Genomic DNA, 20,187 nt, shown 5'->3' on the forward strand with positions numbered 1-20,187 from the left:
GCCAACCATTCTTAGGGAACCCCGCCATGACCGATACCCCCGCCCTGGTCATCCGCCCCGCCACCGAGGCCGATCTGCCCGCCATCGTCGCCATGCTCGCCGACGACCCCCTCGGGGCCACTCGGGAATCCCCGGAGGACCTCACCCCGTACCTCGCGGCTCTCAAGCGCCTGGCCGAAGATCCGAACCAGCACCTGGTCGTCGCCGTCCGCGCGGACCGCGTCGTGGGCATCCTCCAGCTCACCATCGTCCCGGGCCTCTCCCGCAAGGGATCCACCCGCTCCATCATCGAAGGGGTCCGCGTCCACACCGACGAACGGGGCAGCGGCCTGGGTACCACCTTCGTCGAATGGGCCATCGAGAAGTCCCGCGACGAGAACTGCGACCTGGTGCAGTTGACCTCGGACGCGACCCGGACCGACGCCCACCGCTTCTACGAGCGGCTCGGCTTCGCCGCCTCCCACGTCGGGTTCAAACTTCAGCTCTGAGCGTCGGTGCCGTAGGCCGGCCGCCGTGTCGGCGGCCCGGCCTACGATCGGGAGGATGAGCCCCAGCCTTCCCCTCGTCAGCACCGCCGAGCGCCGCCACCGGCTCGGCCGTCGCCACCGCCTGGCTCCCTCGACTCGCGTCGCCACCGCTGCCCAGGCGGCGGACGCCGTCGTGGCCCTGCACGCCACCGACGCCGCGACCCTCTTCCTCTCCATCCGCGCCCGGCTCAGCGCGGGCGGCCCGGAGGCGATCGAACAGGCGCTCTACGAGGACGTGGGCCTTGTCCGGCTGCTGAGCATGCGCAACACGCTCTTCGCTGTCTCGAGGGACCTCGCTCCGCACGTCGACTCCTCCACCGCGCGGGCCATCGCCGTCAAAGAGCGCCGCACTCTCCTCAAGCACCTCGACGAGGACGGCCAGGGACTGGACGCCGCCTGGCTGGCCCAGGCCGAGAGCGCGGCGCTCGAAGCCCTCGACCGCAGCGGCCCCTGCACCGGCAGCCAGCTGTCAGCGGCCGTACCCGCCCTGCGCCGGAAGATCACCATCGGCAGGGGCAAGAAGTACGAGACGCAGACCGGTGTCGCCACCCGCGTCATCCGCCTGCTGGCCGCCGACGGCCGGATCCGGCGCGACCGCCCGCGCGGATCATGGACCTCCAGCCAGTTCCGCTGGGTCCACACCGAACCCTGGCCCGCCGTGCCCCCAGCCGAAGCCCGGGCCGAGATCGCCCGCCGCTGGCTCCACGCCTACGGTCCGGCCACCGAGACCGACCTCAGGTGGTGGACCGGCTGGACCCTCACCGACGTCCGCAAGGCCCTCGCGGCCGTGGGCCCCGACCAGGTCCGCCTCGACGACGGGACCACAGCCCTCGTCAGCCCCGGTGACACCACGCCCGAACCGGCCCCGGAGCCCTGGGCCGCCCTGTTGCCCGGGCTCGACCCCAGCGGCATGGGCTGGGCCGACCGCGGCTTCCACCTCGATCCCGCGCACCGGCCCGCCCTCTTCGACTACGCCGGCAACATCGGCCCCACCGTGTGGTGGAACGGCGAGATCGTCGGCGGCTGGGCCCAGCGCACCGACGGCCAGGTCGTCTGGCGGCTGCTGGGCAGCCCCGGCCGCGCCGCCGAGAAGGCGATCACCGCCGAGGCCGACCGCCTCGCCGCATGGGTGGGCGGCGCCCGCATCACCCCGCGCTTCCGCACCCCTCTGGAGCGCGAACTCGTCGCCTGAGCAAGGGCGTCAGCCGATACCCCGCCAGCCCTGCGGGTCCACCCCGCCGGGCACCGGGGCCTGGGCGTCGTACGGCTCCCGCGTGAACACGAAGGACGCCAGATCGAGGTGGCTCACCGAGCCGTCGGCACGGCGTACCGCCCGCAGCGTCTCTCCCGCGTAGTAGCCGGACAGGCCCGTCCACGTGCCGTCCGGCTCCGCACGGAAGCGGGCGGTGCGACCGGCCGCGCCCACCGGGGCGAGCTCCAGCGACCCGTCCGCCTTCAGCCGCACGACGTGCGGCAAGGTCCCCCAGTACCAGGGGCCGCACACCTCCAGCGGGACCTGATCGGCTTCCCGGAAGGGCCGCCACGGCTGCGGGAACCGCGGCTCGGCGTCCGCCACGATCGCCACCAGGTCCGCGGCCACCGAGGAGGCCGGCAGGCCCGAGGTGCAGTTCGCGAGCACCACCGCCGCCACGTCGTCCGCCTCGCTCAGCAACAGCCCCGCGACGAACCCCGGCAGCGATCCGCTGTGCCCCGCGAGCTGGCGCTCGCCCTGGGCCGTCAACTGCATCCCCAGCCCGTAGCCGAGCTCGGCGAAGCCCGGTTCCGGCGGCGCCGCCGACGTACGCATCTCCCGTACGGACTTGGCGCTCAGCACGCGCTCGTCCCCGCGCAGCAGGAAGTCCGCGAACCGCGCCAGGTCCCGCGTCGTGGACCACAGCTGGCCGGCAGGCGCCATGAGGCCCAGGTCCTCCAGCGGCTCGGGCAGCATCACGTCCGCCCAGGGGTGTACCGCCCAGCCGCCCGCGTGCGGCGCCTGCGGCAGCCCGCTCGTCCGGTCCAGACCCAGCGGTTCCAGCACCTCGGCCCGCAGCACCTCTTCCCACGGCTTGCCGCGCAGTGCCTCGACGAGCGAACCCAGCAGTGTGTAACCCGGGTTGGAGTAGTGGTGCCGGCTTCCGGGCGTGTGCCGGAACGGCTCGTCGCCCAGGACGTCGGCGAGCTCGGGCCGCAGCCCGCCCGGCGTGCGCTCCCACCACTCGCCGGGTGTTTCCGCCGCCAGACCGCCGGTGTGGGCCAGCAACTGAGCGACGGTCACCTCGCCGGCGCCGGTACCGGGCAGGTGCTTCTCCAGCTGATCCGCGAGCCCCAGCAGCCCCTCGTCCCGCAGCCGCATCACGAGAACAGCGGTGAAGGTCTTGCTGATCGACCCGATCCGGTACTGGACGTTCCCGTCGGGGCCGTGCCCCTCCACCGAGGTCCGGGAGCCCTCCCAGACCACTTCCCCGCCCCGCACGACGGCCGCCACCACGGACGGCGCCCGCCCTTCGCTCTGGGCGACGGCGATCCGGTGCCTCAGCGCACGCCGGGTGGCAGGGAGAAGTTCAAGGTCCTCAGAGAGCTCATCCATGATCGGATGCTACGTGTTGGCCATGTCCACGAAGCGCGAATAGTGGCCCTGGAAGGCGACGGTGATCGTGGCCGTAGGGCCGTTACGGTGTTTCGCCACGATCAGGTCCGCCTCACCCGCGCGCGGGGACTCCTTCTCGTACGCGTCCTCACGGTGCAGCAGGATCACCATGTCGGCGTCCTGCTCGATCGAGCCCGACTCACGCAGGTCGGAGACCATCGGCTTCTTGTCGGTGCGCTGTTCCGGGCCACGGTTCAGCTGGGAGAGCGCGATCACGGGGACCTCGAGCTCCTTCGCCAGCAGCTTGAGGTTTCGCGACATGTCCGAGACCTCCTGCTGGCGGCTCTCGGGACGGCGCGAGCCGCCCGACTGCATCAGCTGGAGGTAGTCGATGACCACGAGCGAGAGGTCATTGCGCTGTTTGAGCCGGCGGCACTTGGCCCGGATCTCCATCATCGACAGGTTGGGGGAGTCGTCGATGTACAGGGGGGCGGCGGAGACGTCCGGCATCCGGCGGGCCAGCCGGGTCCAGTCGTCGTCCGTCATCGTCCCCGAGCGCATGTGGTGCAGAGCCACCCGGGCCTCCGCCGACAGCAGGCGCATCGCGATCTCGTTGCGCCCCATTTCGAGGGAGAAGATCACGCTCGGCAGGTTGCTCTTGATGGAGCAGGCCCGGGCGAAGTCCAGCGCGAGGGTGGACTTGCCCATCGCGGGACGGGCGGCGATGACGATCATCTGGCCCGGGTGCAGGCCGTTGGTCAGCGAGTCGAGATCCGTGAAGCCGGTCGGAACGCCCGACATCTGGCCGCTGCGCGACCCGATCGCCTCGATCTCGTCGAGGGCGCCCTCCATGATGTCGCCCAGCGGCAGGTAGTCCTCGGAGGTCCGCTGCTCGGTGACGGCGTAGATCTCGGCCTGGGCGCTGTTGACGATCTCGTCGACGTCGCCGTCGGCGGCGTAGCCCATCTGCGTGATCTTCGTACCGGCGGCGACGAGGCGGCGCAGGACGGCTCGCTCGTGGACGATCTCCGCGTAGTACTCGGCGTTCGCAGCGGTCGGGACGGACTGCACCAGCGTGTGCAGGTACGAGGCCCCGCCGACCTTGCCGATCTCACCGCGCCGGGTCAGTTCGGCGCCGACGGTGATCGGGTCGGCCGGCTCGCCCTTCGCGTACAGGTCGAGGATGGCCTGGTAGATCGTTTCGTGCGAGGGCCGGTAGAAATCGTGTCCCTTGAGGACCTCGACCACGTCGGCGATCGCGTCCTTGGACAGCAGCATGCCGCCGAGGACCGACTGCTCGGCGTCGAGGTCCTGTGGGGGGACGCGCTCGAAGCCGCCACCGCCGCCGTCCCAGGAGCCGCCCTCGCGGCCCCGGTCGTGCTGTTCGTCCCCGCGGCCGCGGCCCTCGCCGTTACGGCGCGGACGGGCGGGCAGACGGTCGCCAGGACCGCTGTCGGCCCAAGGGTCGTCCATGGGCTCGGGCATGCTCACCGGGCCGCCTCCTCCCGTCCGCAACGCGGACCTCGCCGTGCCGACTCTTTCTACGACACGGCTCTGACATTTGGGGCACCCGAAACGGCTCACGGCGAGACGGGCAACGCACCACGGTAGGGCCGCGAGCGGCGTCAGCCAATCTTGTTATCCACAGGCTGTGTGGATGAGATGTGGACGACGGCGCCAATGCTGTGGGTAAGTCGCCGGAAGCTGTGCACGGACCGGGGGACGACGCTGTGGACAAAATCACCTGCCCCACCTCCACACCCGCACTGACCTGCTATTTTGCGGTTCGGAGCCCGCTCGACGGAAAAATCTTGGCCACTGTCTCAAGATCACCTCCAACGGGTCCGAAGGAACGCCCTAGTCAGGACCTCAGTAAGGATCCAACGACCCTTGCATCCATTACCTGTGGAAGATTAGATTGAGCCCATGACACAGGCCCCCGCAGCACCGAAGGCTGCGCCGAGACGGCACGACCGCGAGATCTTCGCACTCGCCGTTCCCGCCTTCGGCGCACTCGTCGCCGAACCCCTCTTCGTGATGGCCGACAGCGCCATTGTGGGACACCTCGGCACACCTCAGCTGGCGGGCCTCGGTATCGCAGCCGCTCTCCTCACCACCGCCGTCAGCGTCTTTGTCTTCCTCGCCTACGCCACCACCGCGGCCGTCTCCCGCCGGGTCGGGTCGGGCGACCTCCAGGCCGCGATCCGGCAGGGCATGGACGGCATCTGGCTCGCCCTGCTGATCGGCGCGGCCGTCATCGCCGTGGTCCTGCCCGCGGCGCCCTCGCTGATCTCCCTCTTCGGGGCCTCCGACACCGTCGCCCCGTACGCGATCACCTATCTGCGGATCTCCGCGCTCGGCATCCCGGCCATGCTCATGGTCCTGGCCGCCACGGGTGTCATCCGCGGCCTCCAGGACACCCGCACCCCGCTCTACGTCGCAGTCGGGGGCTTCGCCCTCAACGCAGGCCTGAACGCCCTCCTCGTCTACGGCGCCGGCCTGGGGATCGCCGGCTCCGCCTGGGGCACGGTCATCGCCCAGTGCGCCATGGCCGCCGCCTACCTGGTCGTCGTCGTCCGCGGGGCCCGGCGGCACGGGGCCTCGCTGCGCCCCGACCTCGCGGGGATCCGGGCCTGTGCACAGGCCGGCGCACCGCTGCTGGTCCGCACCCTGTCGCTGCGCGCCATCCTGATGATCGCGACGGCCGTGGCAGCCCGGCTCGGCGACGCCGACATCGCGGCCCACCAGATCCTGCTCTCCCTGTGGAGCCTGCTCGCCTTCGCCCTGGACGCCATCGCGATCGCCGGGCAGGCGATCATCGGGCGCTACTTGGGTGCGGGCGACACCGAGGGCGCCAAGGCCGTCTGCCGCCGCATGGTGCAGTGGGGGATCGCCGCGGGCGTCGTCCTCGGCCTGCTGGTCGTCCTGGCCAGTCCCGTGTTCATTCCGCTGTTCACCAGCGACCCGGCGGTCGAGGACACCCTGCTGCCTGCCCTCCTCGTCGTGGCTCTCTCCCAGCCCGTCTCCGGCATCGTCTTCGTGCTCGACGGGGTCTTGATGGGCGCAGGCGACGGCGGCTACCTGGCCAGGGCGATGCTGCTGACGCTGGCTGTGTTCACCCCGGCGGCCCTCCTCGTCCCGACCGTGGGAGGCGGCCTGACGACGCTCTGGTGGGCGATGACCCTCATGATGCTGGCCCGGATGGTCACCCTCCAGCTGCGCGCCCGCTCGGGCCGCTGGCTGGTCGCGGGAGCCACCCGCTGAACCACGGGGCATGTTTCACGTGAAACATCGCCCCTCACCCAGCCCAGATGTTTCACGTGAAACACCATCTGCGACCGGCAACGACGAAGGGCCGCACCCCAGGGGGTGCGGCCCTTCATGCGCAGCCCTTAGGCGGCGACGACCTCGATGCCCACGTTCGCGGCCACGTCGGCGTGCAGACGCACGGAGACCTGGTACGAACCGAGGGTCTTGATCGGGGAGCCCAGCTCAACGCGGCGCTTGTCGACCTTCGGGCCACCGGAAGCCTCGATCGCCGTGGCGATGTCGGCCGGGGTCACGGAACCGAAGAGACGACCGGCGTCACCCGCGCGGGTGGCCAGACGGACCTTCACGCCCTCGAGCTTGGCCTTGACTTCGTTGGCCTGCTCGATGGTCGCGATCTCGTGGATCTTGCGGGCGCGGCGGATCTGCGCCACGTCCTTCTCGCCACCCTTGGTCCAGCGGATCGCGAAACCACGCGGGACCAGGTAGTTGCGAGCGTAACCGTCCTTGACGTCGACGACATCGCCGGCGGCACCGAGGCCAGAAACCTCGTGGGTCAGGATGATCTTCATTAGTCGGTCACCCTTTCCTTATCGCGCGGTGGACGTGTAGGGCAGCAGCGCCATCTCACGGCTGTTCTTGACGGCCGTGGCGACGTCACGCTGGTGCTGCGTGCAGTTGCCGGTAACGCGGCGGGCACGGATCTTGCCGCGGTCGGAAATGAACTTCCGCAGCATGTTCGTGTCCTTGTAGTCCACGTAAGCGGTCTTGTCCTTGCAGAACGCGCAGACCTTCTTCTTAGGCTTGCGCACAGGCGGCTTCGCCATTGTGTCTCTCCTGTGAAATCAAGAAGTGGGGTTGCGAGCTGCCCTAGAAGGGCGGCTCGTCCGAGTAGCCACCACCGGAGCCGCCGGAGCTTCCGCCCCAACCGCCCCCGCTGCCGCCCTGCTGCTGCTGGCCGCCGGCCGGCGCGCTGGACGCCCACGGGTCGTCGGAGGGAGCTCCGCCGCCCTGAGGTGCGGCGCCGCTGGGGGCTCCGCCCCAGCCACCGCCGCCGCCACCCTGCTGCTGACCGCCGCCGCCGTATCCACCCTGGCCACCGCGACCGGTGGTCTTGGCGACCTTGGCCGTGGCGGTCTTCAGGCTGGGGCCGACTTCCTCGACGTCCAGCTCATAGACCGTGCGCTTGACACCCTCACGGTCCTCGTACGACCGCTGCTTCAGCCGGCCCTGCACGATGACGCGCATGCCCCGCTGAAGGGACTCGGCGACGTTTTCCGCCGCCTGACGCCAGACCGAGCAGGTCAGGAACAGGCCTTCGCCGTCCTTCCACTCATTGGTCTGCTTGTCGAAGATGCGGGGAGTGGACGCGACACGGAACTTCGCGACCGCCGCACCCGAGGGGGTGAAGCGCAGCTCGGGGTCGTCGACGAGATTGCCGACGACCGTGATGACGGTCTCGCCTGCCATGGATGAACCTCTCGGCGGGGATTTGCTGCTGGGCTGCTGTGCTACTCGGTCCCGATTACCGCTGAACCGAAGTTCAGTGGGTCTCGGGGCGAAGGACCTTGGTCCGGAGAACCGACTCGTTCAGGTTCATCTGTCGGTCAAGCTCCTTGACGACCGCAGGCTCGGCCTGAAGGTCGATGACCGAGTAGATGCCCTCGGGCTTCTTCTTGATCTCGTAAGCGAGACGACGACGGCCCCAGGTGTCGACCTTCTCGACCTTTCCGTTGCCCTCACGGACGACAGAAAGGAAGTTCTCGATCAGCGGGGAGACAGCGCGCTCCTCGAGATCGGGGTCGAGGATGACCATCACTTCGTAGTGACGCATGTGGAACCCACCTCCTTTGGACTCAGCGGCCACGGTCGTTCCGTGGCAGGAGGGTCGTGATGCGTGCGCACGGCGTCCGCAGAACAGACACCGCGCAGACCGTACAGACTACCTGCTCGACTCCTTCCGGTTGAAATCCGACGGCAGGGGGACACAATCTGTATCCATCGGGTGTGCTCGGTGCTATGCCCTCCCGGCCCCTCGGGAGGCGGCCCCGCAGCACCGCTCTGCTTCAGCCAGGAGGTGCCTTCCGATGGCACAGGCCATGCGACGCCAGTCCGACATCTCGCTGCTCGCGACGGACGGCAAGCCCCACCCGCTCCAGGACACCCTGCTCGCGATCACCCTCGTCCTCGGCGCCGTGGCGTTCGTCACGGCGTTCTTCCACAACCTGCACCTGATCAGCTCGTGGACAGGGCTCCTCGGGATCCTGACCGGCGCGTACGGACAGTTCGTCTCCGTCACGACACGCGAGCGCTTCGCGCTGATCATCGGCCTTGGCGCTGCTGCCATCGGCTTCTTCCTCGGAATGGCGCACGGCGGCCTCTTCGGCGGCTGGCTGGGCTGACCGGGGGAACCTCCGCGACGGGGCGCCGGCCTCCCACCGGCCCAGGTACCGGCCTGTCCCCCAGATGGGTGGCGCCTCTGTCGCAGTAGGCTTCGCGCCATAGCCAGCGAAGCCGCCGGAGGAGACACCCCGCATGAGCCTGTCCCTGAGCACCATCAGCCGAGAGCAGCACCTGGCCTACCTCCAGAGCCTGCCTTCGGCTAGCCACTGCCAGGTCCCGGCATGGGCCGACGTCAAGAACGAGTGGCGCTCGGAGAACCTCGGCTGGTTCGACAAGTCCGGTGAACTCGTCGGGGTCGCGCTCGTGTTGTACCGCCAGCTGCCCAAGGTGAAGCGGTACCTCGCGTACCTCCCCGAGGGCCCGGTCATCAACTGGTACGCCCCGAATCTGGAGGAGTGGCTCCAGCCGATGCTGGCCCACCTCAAGAACCAGGGCGCCTTCACCGTGAAGATGGGCCCGCCGGTCGTCATCCGCCGCTGGAACGCGGCCGCCATCAAGGCCGGCATCCAGGACCCGGAGGTCAAGCGCCTGCGCGACGTGGAGGCCTCGGTCATCGAACCCCGCGCCTTCGAGGTGTCCGACAAGCTGCGCCGTATGGGCTGGCAGCAGGCGGAGGACGGCGGCGCCGGCTTCGGCGACGTCCAGCCCCGCTACGTCTTCCAGGTGCCGCTGGCGAACCGCTCGCTGGACGACGTCCTCAAGGGCTTCAACCAGCTGTGGCGCCGCAACATCAAGAAGGCCGAGAAGGCCGGCGTCGAGGTCGTCCAGGGCGGTTACGAGGACCTGCCGACCTGGCAGCACCTGTACGAGATCACGGCCGAGCGCGACAAGTTCCGTCCGCGCCCGCTCAGCTACTTCCAGCGCCAGTGGACGGCCCTCAACTCCGAGGACCCCAACCGGATGCGCCTCTACATCGCGAAGCACGAGGGGGAGCCGCTGGCCGCCGCCACGATGCTCACCGTCGGCCAGCACGTCTGGTACTCGTACGGCGCCTCCGCCAACCACAAGCGCGAGGTACGGCCCTCGAACGCCATGCAGTGGCGCATGCTGCGCGACTCCTACGCGCTGGGTGCCGGCGTCTACGACCTGCGCGGCATCTCTGACACGCTGGACGAGAACGACCACCTGTTCGGTCTGATCCAGTTCAAGGTCGGCACGGGCGGCGAGGCCGTCGAGTACGTCGGCGAGTGGGACTTCCCGCTCAACAAGATGCTGCACAAGGCGCTCGACATCTACATGTCGCGTCGCTGACCCCCTACCCACCCACCCACGCACCGCTGCACCCGCAGCTTTTCAGGAGAGGTTCCGGACGGGCATGGCGCTCACGCTCTACGTCGACACCGCGCGCTGGCGTGCGCACCAGAAGCAGATCCAGGACCGGTTCCCCGGGATGATCCCGGTCTGCAAGGGCAACGGCTACGGCTTCGGCCACGAGCGGCTGTGCGAGGAGGCGACCCGGCTGGGCGCCGACGTACTGGCCGTCGGGACGACGTACGAGGCGGCGAGCATCAAGGACTGGTTCGGCGGCGACCTGCTCGTCCTCACCCCGTTCCGGCGGGGCGAGGACCCGGTGCCGCTGCCGGACCGGGTGATCCGCTCGGTGTCCTCGCTGGACGGGGTCCGCGGCCTGGTCGGCGCCCGGGTGGTCATCGAGTGCATGAGCTCGATGCGCCGCCACGGCGTCTCCGAGCAGGACCTGGGGCAGCTCCACGCGGCGATCGAGGACGTCCGGCTGGAGGGCTTCGCCCTGCACCTGCCGCTGGACCGCCCGGACGGCTCGGACGCCGTCGAGGAGGTCATCGGCTGGATGGACCGGCTGCGCGCGGCCCGGCTGCCGCTGCACACCATGTTCGTCAGCCACCTCCGGGCCGAGGAACTGGCCCGGCTCCAGCAGCAGTTCCCGCAGACCCGCTTCCGTGCCCGCATCGGCACGCGGCTGTGGCTGGGCGACCACGAGGCCACCGAGTACCGCGGTGCGGTCCTCGACGTCACGCGCGTGGCCAAGGGCGACCGCTTCGGCTACCGCCAGCAGAAGGCCGCCTCCGACGGCTGGCTGGTCGTGGTGGCCGGCGGTACGTCGCACGGGGTGGGCCTGGAGGCCCCCAAGGCCCTCCACGGCGTGATGCCGCGCGCCAAGGGCGTTGCCCGTGCGGGCCTGGCCACGGTCAACCGGAACCTGTCGCCGTTCGTGTGGGCGGGCAAGCAGCGCTGGTTCGCCGAGCCGCCGCACATGCAGGTGTCGATCCTGTTCGTGCCGTCGGACTCACCCGAGCCCAAGGTCGGCGACGAGCTCGTGGCGCACCTGCGCCACACCACGACGCAGTTCGACCGGGTGCTCGACGCCTGATCCGCTCCGGGCCGGTCCACGACCGGCCGGCCCGGTCAGTCCCTGGGGCTCGTGCCCCAGTCGACCCGCTGTCCGTCCGAGGGCGTCGCGTACCGCGGCGCCCTCGCCGCGTCCGACAGCACGAACACGTCCTCGGCCCCGTCCAGGACACCGCCGGACGGGTCGTCCGAGCCGTCCCGGCGTACGACGTCCCGCTCGGGCATCAGGATGTCGCGGACGATGACCGCGCACAGGTAGACGGTGGCCAGCAGGTGGGCCGTGATCGCCAGCTGGTAGCCCTCGACGGGCAGTCCCTGGTGCTTGTCCCCGCTGGTCGTGTAGGCCAGGTAGAACCAGATCCCGAGGAAGTGCAGGACCTCGCCGGCCTGCCAGATCAGGAAGTCCCGCCAGCGCGGCCGGGCCAGCGCGGCGAGCGGGATGAGCCACAGCACGTACTGCGGTGAGTAGACCTTGTTCGCCAGGATGAAGACGGCGACGACCAGGAAGGCCAGCTGCGCGAAGCGGGGCCGCCGGGGGGCGGTCAGGGTGAGCAGTCCGATCGCCCCGCACAGGAGCAGCGTCAGCCCCGTCGCGTACGTGTTGGCGTCTTCCAGGGGGTTGCCGGAGCGCTGGGAGATCAGCAGCCACACGGAGCCGAAGTCGATGGGGCGTTCCTGGCTGAAGGTGTAGAACTTCGTCCAGCCCTCCCAGGCGAAGGCCATGACGGGCAGGTTGACCACCAGCCACGCTCCGGCCGCGCCGAGGGCGGCGGCGCCGAAGTCCCGCCACTTGCCGGCCCGCCAGCAGAGCACGAACAACACCCCGAGCAGCAGGACGGGATAGAGCTTCGCGGCGGTCGCCAGGCCGATGAAGACGCCGAAGAGGACCGTCCGGCCGCGTGACCACATGAGCATCCCCGCGGCGGTCAGGGCGATGGCCAGCAGGTCCCAGTTGATCGTCGCGGTGAGCGCGAAGGCCGGCGCGAGGGCGAAGAGCAGGGCGTCCCAGGGGCGGCGGCGGTGGGTGCGGGCCACGCACACGGCGATGACCGACGCGCAGGCCATCAGCATGCCCGTGTTGACCATCCAGTACATCTGTTCGCGGTGCTGCATGGAGCCGCTGCCCGGGGTCAGCCAGGAGGCGATCTCCATGAAGAGCCCGGTGAGCACCGGGTACTCCAGGTACTCCATGTCGCCGGGCAGCCGGTCGAAGTAGGGCGTGAGATTGTCGGCGAAGCCGCGCACCGCGTACAGGTGCGGGATGTCGGAGTAGCAGGCGTGGGTGTACTGCGAGCCCGCTCCCCGGAACCACGCCCAGTCGTAGCAGGGCAGCTTCTGCACCATGCCCAGGGCGAACATGCCGATGGCGATGAGGGCCACCACGCGGACGGGCCCCAGCCAGTGGCCGCCCAGCCGGGCGTAGCGGCCGAGCGGGCCACCGATGAACTCACTGCCGGCCGCCGCGACCTCGTCCTGCCGGGTGGGCAGTACGGGGCGGTCCTCGTGCACCTTGGTCATGGGCTCATCCTGCCGTACGGGGCCGGACATGGGGGGAAGGCCGTCGCACCGGGTGCGACGGCCTTCCCCCAGCGGTCGGCGGTCCGACTACTGACTCGGTGCCAAGGTGGGCCAGCCGGTCTGGCGGCCCGGTTTGCCGCTGGTCGTCGGAGACGGCGATCCGCTGGGTCCGCCGCTGGATCCACCGTTCGTGGTGCCCTCGGTGGTCCCCGACGTGGGGTCGGGGTCGCAGTACAGCTCCCACGGCTTGCACGACGGCTTGCCGCCCTTGGACGGGGACGGGGACGGCGGCGGGGCGGAGCTCGTCGCCGGCATCGAGGGAGTGGCGGACGGCGGCGCGACGGCCGAGGGGGTGGGGGAGGGGGCTCCGGCGGAGTCGGCGGTGACGCCGATGTCCTCGGCCTCAGGGAACGGCTTGACCGGCATGCCCTTGAGCGCCTCGCGCATGTACTCGGTCCAGATCACGGCCGGGATGTCACCACCGTGGATGGAGTCGGTGCCACCCACGCCGTTCATGGACCTCAGTTCCTTCCCCGCGGAATTGGGGTCCGTGCGGAAGAGGGTGACGGAGGTCGCGAGCTCGGGGGTGTAGCCGACGAACCAGGCCGACTTGTTCTGGTCGGTGGTACCGGTCTTGCCCGCGGCGGGCCGGCCCAGCTTCTTGACCTTGGTGCCGGTGCCGTTCTGGACCACGTTCTCCAGGACCTTGGTGACGTTGTCGGCGATGGAGCTGTCCATGGCCCGCTCGTCCTTGGGCGCCTCGAAGCCGCTCAGGGCCTCGCCGTCCTTCTCGACTTTGGTCACGGAGAAGGGCTCGCGGTGCGTACCGGAGGCGGCGAAGGTGGCGTACGAGTCGGCCATGCGGATGGCACTCGGGGTCGAGGTGCCCAGCGCGAACGAGGCGGTGTTGTCCTTGTCCATCGAATCTTCGAGGATCCCGGTCGACTTGGCCACGTCACGCACCTTGGCGTGACCGACGTCGAAGACGAGCTGGGCGAAGGGGACGTTGATGGACTTCTCCATCGCCTCGGTGAGGGTCACGTAGCCGTGGGCCGTGGGGCTCTCGTTCTTCTGCCGGAACGGCTTGCCGTCCTTGTCCATCAGTGGCTGGCCCTGACGGTTCTTGATCACGGTGAGGTCGTCGGCCAGGTACTTGCTGTCGGGCGAGATGCCCCGGCCCTTGGAGTTCTGGGTGCCGTACTGCATCGCCGCCGCCAGGACGTACGGCTTCCAGGTCGAGCCGACCGGGACGCCGATGGTGTTGGCGTTGTTGGTGAAGTGCTTCTGATCCCAGCCGGGCCCGCCGTACAGGGCCACGATCGCGCCGCTCTTCACGTCGACGGAGGCGGCGCCGAACTGCACGAAGGTGTCGAGGTCGGGGCGCTTCTTCTCGTCGAGGAAGTCGTTGCGGGTGTCCTCGACGGCCTTGACCAGCGCGTCCACCTTCGGCTTCTGGAAGGTGGTGTGGATCTGGTACCCGCCCAGGGCCATCTGCTCGGCGGTGATGTTCTTGGTCTTCATCACGTACTGCTTGGCCGTCTCGACCAGGTAGCCGATCTGGCCGGACATGCCGCGGGCCTGCTCGGATTCCACCCGGGCGGGGAAGTCGGAGGGCTGGTACTTGGCCCGCTCCTCCTTGGTCATCCGGCCGACCTCGACCTCGCGGTCCAGCACCCAGGCCCAGCGCTTCCTGGCCCGGTCCTCGTTGAGGGCGGGGGTGGCCGCGGCGCCGATGCCGCCATCCGGGTTGTACAGGTTGGGGCCCTTGAGCACGGAAGCCAGGAAGGCGCACTCGGACGGGTTCAGGTCCTGGGAGTCCTTGCCGAAGTAGGCGCGGGCCGCGGCCTGGATTCCGTAGGCGTCCCGGCCGTAGTAGGCGGTGTTCAGGTAGCCCGCGAGGACCTTGTCCTTGTCTACCGAGACGCCCAGCCTGATCGCGATGAAGAGCTCGGTGGCCTTCCGCTTGAGCGTCTGGTCCGAGTCGAGGTAGGTGTTCTTCACGTACTGCTGGGTGATCGTCGAGCCGCCCTGGGTGGAGCCGCCCGTGGCCATGTTCCACACGGCGCGGGCGATGCCCATCGGGTCGACGCCCTTGTCCGTCTCGAAGGACTGGTTCTCCGCGGCGATCACGGCGTCCCTCATCGACCGGGGGATCTTGTCGATGGTCACGATCTGCCGGTTCATCGAGCCGCCGGTCGCGACCATCTGGCTGCCGTCCTCCCAGAAGAAGACGTTGTTCTGCGCCTGGGCCGCCTTGTTCGGGTCGGGTGTGTTGACCATGGCGATGCCGACACCGGCTCCGGCCGTGATGATCGCGAAGAAGCCCAGGACCGTACCGCCGACGAACTTCCAGGACGGTACGAAGCGCTTCCAGCCGTCCCGGTCGGACCGCGGGTAGTTGATGAGCCGCTTGTCCGGGCGGCCCGAGCCGCGCGCGGCCTTGGCGGAGCCGCGTCCGCGGCCCGTGGAACCTCTCTGTGCGGCCCGGCGGGCCCCGGCTCTGCTCCCCTGCGCGGAACGTTCCGCATAGGAGCCGCTGGGCGACGCGGTGGGGACGTCACGTCCGGCCTCGGCGCCCCGGCCGGGGCGCTGCTGGGCGGCCCGGCGGGCCGAGGCTCGCCCACCACCCTGGGGCTGCGGCGGTTTACGGCGGTGCTCGCTCATCGAACGACTACTCCTCGGGCAGGCGAGTGGCCTGGAAGCGGCAGGTGAATTCCGGTTCCCCCGGTGTCATGGCGCACAGACTACGCACGGTCAAAACCCCAACAGTGCCGAAGTTCACCCCAAATCAGGCAACTTGCCTCGTACGAATTGGTGATGTGACGCCGGTCACCACGTCCCCACTTGTCGTCGGCCCCGACCCGTTCTATCGTCTGGATGTATCGAGCCGATACATCAGCTCGGTATAAAGACTCAGTGTCGGAGGAGAGGCAGGCGGATGAGCAGACGCTCAGGCATCCTCGAATTCGCCGTCCTCGGCCTGCTTCGCGAATCCCCCATGCACGGCTACGAGCTGCGGAAGCGGCTCAACACGTCACTGGGGGTGTTCAGGGCCTTCAGCTACGGGACGCTCTATCCCTGCCTCAAGACGCTGGTCGCCAACGGCTGGTTGATCGAAGAGCCGGGCAACGCCCCGGAAGACGCTCTCGCCGCTTCACTCGCAGGGCGCCGCGCCAAGATCGTCTATCGGTTGACGGCCGCGGGCAAGGAGCACTTCGAGGAGCTCCTCTCCCACACCGGCCCCGACACCTGGGAGGACGAGTCCTTCGCCGCCCGCTTCGCCTTCTTCGGTCAGACCGAGCGAGAAGTGCGCATGCGGGTACTGGAGGGCCGCCGCAGCCGGCTGGAGGAGCGCCTGGAGAAGATGCGCGCCTCACTGGCCCGCACGCGAGAGCGCCTCGACGACTACACGCTCGAGCTGCAGCGACACGGCATGGAGTCCGTGGAGCGCGAAGTGCGCTGGCTGAACGAGCTCATCGAGAGCGAGCGGGCGGGACGGGATCAGAGACGACCCGGCCCATCCGACGACACCGCAAAATGAGGCCTGCATCTCGCAGGCCTCGTACGAGAACAAACAGGGAGCAACCGGAATGGGTTCGGTTCGCGTAGCCATCGTAGGCGTGGGCAACTGCGCCGCCTCGCTGGTGCAGGGCGTCGAGTACTACAAGGACGCCGACCCGGCGGCCAAGGTCCCCGGTCTGATGCACGTCCAGTTCGGCGACTACCACGTGCGTGACATCGAGTTCGTCGCCGCGTTCGACGTCGACGCGAAGAAGGTCGGCCTCGACCTTTCGGACGCCATCGGCGCCAGCGAGAACAACACCATCAAGATCTGCGACGTCCCGAACACCGGCGTGACCGTGCAGCGCGGCCACACCCTGGACGGCCTGGGCAAGTACTACCGCATGACCATCGAGGAGTCCGCCGAGGCTCCGGCCGACGTGGTGCAGATCCTCAAGGACCGCCAGGTCGACGTCCTGATCTGCTACCTGCCCGTCGGCTCCGAGGCTGCGGCGAAGTTCTACGCCCAGTGCGCCATCGACGCCAAGGTCGCCTTCGTCAACGCTCTCCCGGTCTTCATCGCCGGCACCAAGGAGTGGGCGGACAAGTTCACCGAGGCCGGTGTCCCGATCGTCGGCGACGACATCAAGTCGCAGGTCGGCGCCACCATCACGCACCGTGTGATGGCGAAGCTGTTCGAGGACCGCGGTGTCCGTCTTGAGCGCACCATGCAGCTCAACGTCGGCGGCAACATGGACTTCAAGAACATGCTCGAGCGCGACCGCCTCGAGTCGAAGAAGATCTCCAAGACGCAGGCCGTCACCTCGCAGATCCCCGACCGTGATCTCGGCGAGAAGAACGTCCACATCGGCCCGTCCGACTACGTCGCGTGGCTCGACGACCGCAAGTGGGCCTACGTCCGCCTCGAAGGCCGCGCGTTCGGCGACGTCCCGCTGAACCTCGAGTACAAGCTCGAGGTGTGGGACTCCCCGAACTCCGCCGGTGTCATCATCGACGCCCTGCGCGCCGCGAAGATCGCCAAGGACCGCGGTATCGGCGGCCCGATCCTGTCGGCGTCCAGCTACTTCATGAAGTCCCCGCCGGTGCAGTACTTCGACGACGAGGCCTACGCGAACGTCGAGAAGTTCATCAGGGGCGAGGTCGAGCGCTAGCCGAACCCCCCAAGGGTCCCAGCGGACACCTGGACTTAGGCTGTTCTTCCGCGGAGGGTCCCCGGGCAATGTGTCCGGGGACCCTCCGCGTATGTGACCCTTGCCCACATGCCTGTCGTACGTGATCTGCGCGTACTCCTGCGCCTGCGGGACTTCCGCAACCTGCTCGCCGTACGGCTGCTCTCGCAGGCGGCGGACGGCGTCTACCAGGTCGCGCTCGCCACCTACGTCGTCTTCTCGCCGGAGAAGCAGACCTCGCCCGCGGCGATCGCCTCGGCCATGGCGGTCCTGCTCCTGCCCTACTCGGCGATCGGCCCGTTCGCCGGCGTGCTGCTCGACCGCTGGCGCCGCCGCCAGGTCTTCCTCTATGGCAACCTGCTGCGGGCCTTCCTCGCCTGCGTCACCGGCATGCTGATCGTGGCGCACGTCCCCGACTGGGTCTTCTACGCCTCGGCGCTGTCCGTGACCGCCGTCAACCGCTTCGTCCTGGCCGGGCTCGCCGCCTCCCTGCCCCGCGTCGTCGACCCCGGGCAGCTGGTCACCGCCAACGCACTGTCCCCCACCGCCGGAACCCTCGCGGCGACCGCCGGCGGGGGCCTGGCCTTCCTCGTCCGGCTGGTCGCCTCCGACCCGGACGCCCTCGTCATCCTGCTCGGGGCGGGGCTCTACCTGTGCGCGGCCCTGGTCTCGCTGCGTCTGGCCCCCGAACTCCTCGGGCCCGACCATCCGCCCGGTGTGATCCACCCGTCGGTCGGCGAGGGGATCGCGCTCACCGTCCGGGGCATGGTCGCAGGCCTGCGGCACCTGGCCGCCCGCCGGGAGGCCGCCCAGGCGCTCACCGCGATGACCATGATGCGCTTCTGCTACGGGGCGCTCTTCGTCATGCTGCTCATGCTGTGCCGCTACGCCTGGTCGGACAACGAGTCCGACGGGCTGGCCCTCCTGGGCGTCGCCGTCGGCGTCTCCGGGGCCGGATTCTTCACGGCCGCCGCCGTCACGCCCTGGATGGTGGGACGGCTGGGCACGCTGGGCTGGATCACCGCCTGCTCCGCCGGCGCCGCCGCCCTGGTCCCGGCGCTCGGCTTGTCCTTCGCCCCCGGACCCATGCTGGTCGCCGCATTCGTCCTCGGCCTCGCCACCCAGGGCGCCAAGATCTCCACCGACACGGTGGTGCAGTCCCGGGTGGCCGACGACTACCGCGGACGCGTCTTCTCCGTCTACGACGTGCTGTTCAACGTCGCGTTCGTCGGCGCGGCGGCGGTGGCCTCCCTCATGCTCCCCGCCGACGGGCGCTCCATGACCCTGATCCTCTGTGTCGCCGCCCTCTACGCCGCGACCGCGGCGCTGCTGGGCCGGCAAGCGCGATGTTTCACGTGAAACATCGCCACCGGCACCCGTGCGTCAGGCCTGAGCGGCCCACCACTCCTTGAGAGCGGCGACGGCCGCCTCGTGCCCCATCGGGCCGTTCTCGAGCCGCAGCTCCAGCAGGAACGCGTACGCCTTCCCGATCACCGGACCGGGGCCGACGTCGAGGACCCGCATGATCTCGTTGCCGTCAAGGTCGGGCCGGATCGCGTCCAGCTCCTCCTGCTCCTGGAGCTGGGCGATGCGCTCCTCCAGCCCGTCATAGGTACGGGAGAGGGCGTTGGCCTTGCGCTTGTTGCGCGTGGTGCAGTCGGACCGGGTCAGCTTGTGCAGGCGCTCCAGCAGCGGGCCCGCGTCGCGGACGTAGCGCCGCACCGCGGAGTCGGTCCATTCCCCGTCGCCGTATCCGTGGAAGCGCAGGTGCAGCTCCACCAGCCGGGACACGTCCTTGACGATGTCGTTGGAGTACTTCAGGGCCGTCAGCCGCTTCTTGGTCATCTTCGCCCCCACCACCTCGTGGTGGTGGAAGGAGACCCGGCCGTCGCTCTCGAAGCGGCGGGTGCGCGGCTTGCCGATGTCGTGCAGCAGGGCCGCGAGGCGCAGCACCAGGTCGGGGCCGTTCTCCTCCAGGGCGATGGCCTGCTCCAGCACGATCAGCGAGTGGTCGTAGACGTCCTTGTGCCGGTGGTGCTCGTCGCTCTCCAACCGGAGCGCGGGCAGCTCGGGCAGGACCCGGTCGGCCAGACCGGTGTCCACGAGCAGGCCCAGGCCCTTGCGCGGGTTGACCGAGAGGATCAGCTTGTTGAGCTCGCCCTGGACCCGTTCCGCCGAGACGATCTCGATCCGGTCGGACATGGCCTTCATGGCCGCCACGACCTCCTGGGCGACCTCGAACTCCAGCTGCGCGGCGAAGCGCGCCGCCCGCATCATGCGCAGCGGATCGTCGGAGAACGAGTCCTCCGGGGTGCCGGGGGTGCGCAGGATGCCGGCGGCCAGGTCCTCCAGACCGCCGTGCGGATCGATGAACTCCTGCTCCGGCAGGGCCAGCGCCATGGCGTTGACCGTGAAGTCACGCCGGACCAGGTCCTCCTCGATCGAGTCGCCGTAGGAGACCTCGGGCTTGCGCGACGTACGGTCGTAGGCCTCCGAGCGGTACGTCGTCACCTCGATCTGGAAGCCTGATTTCTGCGCACCGACGGTGCCGAAGGCGATCCCGACGTCCCACACCGAGTCCGCCCACGGCCGGACGATCTTCAGTACCTCCTCGGGCCGGGCATCGGTGGTGAAGTCGAGGTCGTTGCCGAGACGCCCGAGCAGCGCGTCGCGGACGGACCCGCCGACCAGGGCGAGGCGGAATCCCGCCTCCTGGAACCGGCGGCCGAGCTCGTCGGCGACAGGAGCGACCCGCAGCAGTTCACTCACCGCGCGGCGCTGCACCTGACTCAGGGCAGTGGGGTTGTCTTCATTGGCGTTCGGCACAACTGAAAAGGGTACGTGCCCCGCCCGGCCTGAGCTTCCCCGT

Annotated in this window: 18 protein-coding genes; 9 read left to right on the forward strand and 9 right to left on the reverse strand. The window is 69.5% G+C overall.

All coding sequences use genetic code 11. From position 1 onward, the window contains the following. The first annotated feature begins 26 nt into the window (after window positions 1–26). Complete coding sequence (locus J7E94_RS21335; protein ID WP_215017793.1) at window positions 27–488, forward strand: GNAT family N-acetyltransferase; 462 nt, start codon at window positions 27–29, stop codon at window positions 486–488. 55 nt (window positions 489–543) lie between these two features. Further along, window positions 544–1,719 (forward strand): winged helix DNA-binding domain-containing protein, encoded by a 1,176-nt coding sequence (locus J7E94_RS21340; RefSeq protein WP_215017795.1) that lies wholly within the window; start codon window positions 544–546, stop codon window positions 1,717–1,719. A gap of 9 nt (window positions 1,720–1,728) precedes the next feature. Here J7E94_RS21340 and J7E94_RS21345 read toward each other — a convergent pair whose 3' ends face one another. Both J7E94_RS21345 and dnaB read right to left on the reverse strand, forming a co-directional pair. Next, window positions 1,729–3,114: a serine hydrolase gene (locus tag J7E94_RS21345; protein WP_215017797.1), complete on the reverse strand. Its 1,386-nt coding sequence runs from the start codon at window positions 3,112–3,114 to the stop codon at window positions 1,729–1,731. 9 nt (window positions 3,115–3,123) lie between these two features. Beyond that, on the reverse strand, window positions 3,124–4,587 hold the full coding sequence (gene dnaB, locus J7E94_RS21350; RefSeq protein WP_215017895.1) for a replicative DNA helicase: 1,464 nt from the start codon (window positions 4,585–4,587) through the stop codon (window positions 3,124–3,126). 453 nt (window positions 4,588–5,040) lie between these two features. Here dnaB and J7E94_RS21355 point away from each other — a divergent pair, with 453 nt between their 5' ends. Beyond that, window positions 5,041–6,378, forward strand: coding sequence for an MATE family efflux transporter (locus J7E94_RS21355; RefSeq protein ID WP_215017799.1), 1,338 nt, complete (start codon window positions 5,041–5,043; stop codon window positions 6,376–6,378). 128 nt (window positions 6,379–6,506) lie between these two features. Here the strand turns inward: J7E94_RS21355 and rplI are convergent, their stop codons facing one another. The 4 genes from rplI to rpsF all read right to left on the reverse strand — a co-directional run bounded on the left by rplI (window position 6,507) and on the right by rpsF (window position 8,215). Continuing rightward, on the reverse strand, window positions 6,507–6,953 hold the full coding sequence (gene rplI / locus J7E94_RS21360; RefSeq protein ID WP_031156063.1) for a 50S ribosomal protein L9: 447 nt from the start codon (window positions 6,951–6,953) through the stop codon (window positions 6,507–6,509). A gap of 18 nt (window positions 6,954–6,971) precedes the next feature. Then, window positions 6,972–7,208 (reverse strand): 30S ribosomal protein S18, encoded by a 237-nt coding sequence (rpsR, locus tag J7E94_RS21365; protein WP_005315025.1) that lies wholly within the window; start codon window positions 7,206–7,208, stop codon window positions 6,972–6,974. A gap of 43 nt (window positions 7,209–7,251) precedes the next feature. Beyond that, window positions 7,252–7,851, reverse strand: a complete 600-nt coding sequence (locus tag J7E94_RS21370; protein WP_215017802.1) for a single-stranded DNA-binding protein — start codon at window positions 7,849–7,851, stop codon at window positions 7,252–7,254. A 73-nt stretch (window positions 7,852–7,924) separates the two neighbouring features. Beyond that, window positions 7,925–8,215 carry a 30S ribosomal protein S6 gene (gene rpsF / locus J7E94_RS21375; RefSeq protein ID WP_004950685.1) on the reverse strand — a complete coding sequence of 97 codons (291 nt, stop codon included), beginning with the start codon at window positions 8,213–8,215 and terminating at the stop codon, window positions 7,925–7,927. A gap of 253 nt (window positions 8,216–8,468) precedes the next feature. On the opposite strand from rpsF, the gene J7E94_RS21380 reads away from it, so the two are divergent. The 3 genes from J7E94_RS21380 (at window position 8,469) to J7E94_RS21390 (ending at window position 11,131) form a co-directional block, all read left to right on the forward strand. Further along, window positions 8,469–8,783, forward strand: a complete 315-nt coding sequence (locus tag J7E94_RS21380) for a hypothetical protein (protein WP_215017803.1) — start codon at window positions 8,469–8,471, stop codon at window positions 8,781–8,783. A 133-nt stretch (window positions 8,784–8,916) separates the two neighbouring features. Then, a complete protein-coding gene (locus J7E94_RS21385; protein ID WP_215017805.1) occupies window positions 8,917–10,035 on the forward strand; it encodes a peptidoglycan bridge formation glycyltransferase FemA/FemB family protein in 1,119 nt (372 codons plus the stop codon). 64 nt (window positions 10,036–10,099) lie between these two features. Then, window positions 10,100–11,131 (forward strand): alanine racemase, encoded by a 1,032-nt coding sequence (locus J7E94_RS21390; RefSeq protein ID WP_215017807.1) that lies wholly within the window; start codon window positions 10,100–10,102, stop codon window positions 11,129–11,131. 35 nt (window positions 11,132–11,166) lie between these two features. Here the strand turns inward: J7E94_RS21390 and J7E94_RS21395 are convergent, their stop codons facing one another. After that, on the reverse strand, window positions 11,167–12,627 hold the full coding sequence (locus J7E94_RS21395; RefSeq protein ID WP_215017809.1) for a glycosyltransferase family 87 protein: 1,461 nt from the start codon (window positions 12,625–12,627) through the stop codon (window positions 11,167–11,169). Window positions 12,628–12,714: 87 nt separating this feature from the next. Beyond that, complete coding sequence (locus J7E94_RS21400; RefSeq protein WP_215017811.1) at window positions 12,715–15,291, reverse strand: transglycosylase domain-containing protein; 2,577 nt, start codon at window positions 15,289–15,291, stop codon at window positions 12,715–12,717. 274 nt (window positions 15,292–15,565) lie between these two features. On the opposite strand from J7E94_RS21400, the gene J7E94_RS21405 reads away from it, so the two are divergent. From J7E94_RS21405 to J7E94_RS21415, 3 genes are all read left to right on the forward strand, one after another. After that, window positions 15,566–16,168: a PadR family transcriptional regulator gene (locus J7E94_RS21405; RefSeq protein ID WP_215017813.1), complete on the forward strand. Its 603-nt coding sequence runs from the start codon at window positions 15,566–15,568 to the stop codon at window positions 16,166–16,168. Between the two features lie 49 nt (window positions 16,169–16,217). Then, complete coding sequence (locus J7E94_RS21410) at window positions 16,218–17,300, forward strand: inositol-3-phosphate synthase (protein WP_215017815.1); 1,083 nt, start codon at window positions 16,218–16,220, stop codon at window positions 17,298–17,300. Between the two features lie 108 nt (window positions 17,301–17,408). Then, window positions 17,409–18,677 (forward strand): MFS transporter, encoded by a 1,269-nt coding sequence (locus tag J7E94_RS21415; protein WP_215017817.1) that lies wholly within the window; start codon window positions 17,409–17,411, stop codon window positions 18,675–18,677. Between the two features lie 24 nt (window positions 18,678–18,701). On the opposite strand, the gene J7E94_RS21420 is transcribed toward J7E94_RS21415, so the two are convergent. Next, on the reverse strand, window positions 18,702–20,144 hold the full coding sequence (locus J7E94_RS21420; RefSeq protein ID WP_215017836.1) for a CCA tRNA nucleotidyltransferase: 1,443 nt from the start codon (window positions 20,142–20,144) through the stop codon (window positions 18,702–18,704). Window positions 20,145–20,187 lie beyond the last annotated feature (43 nt).

Origin of the sequence: Streptomyces sp. ISL-94, from assembly GCF_018614075.1 — a bacterium.
Taxonomy (GTDB): domain Bacteria; phylum Actinomycetota; class Actinomycetes; order Streptomycetales; family Streptomycetaceae; genus Streptomyces.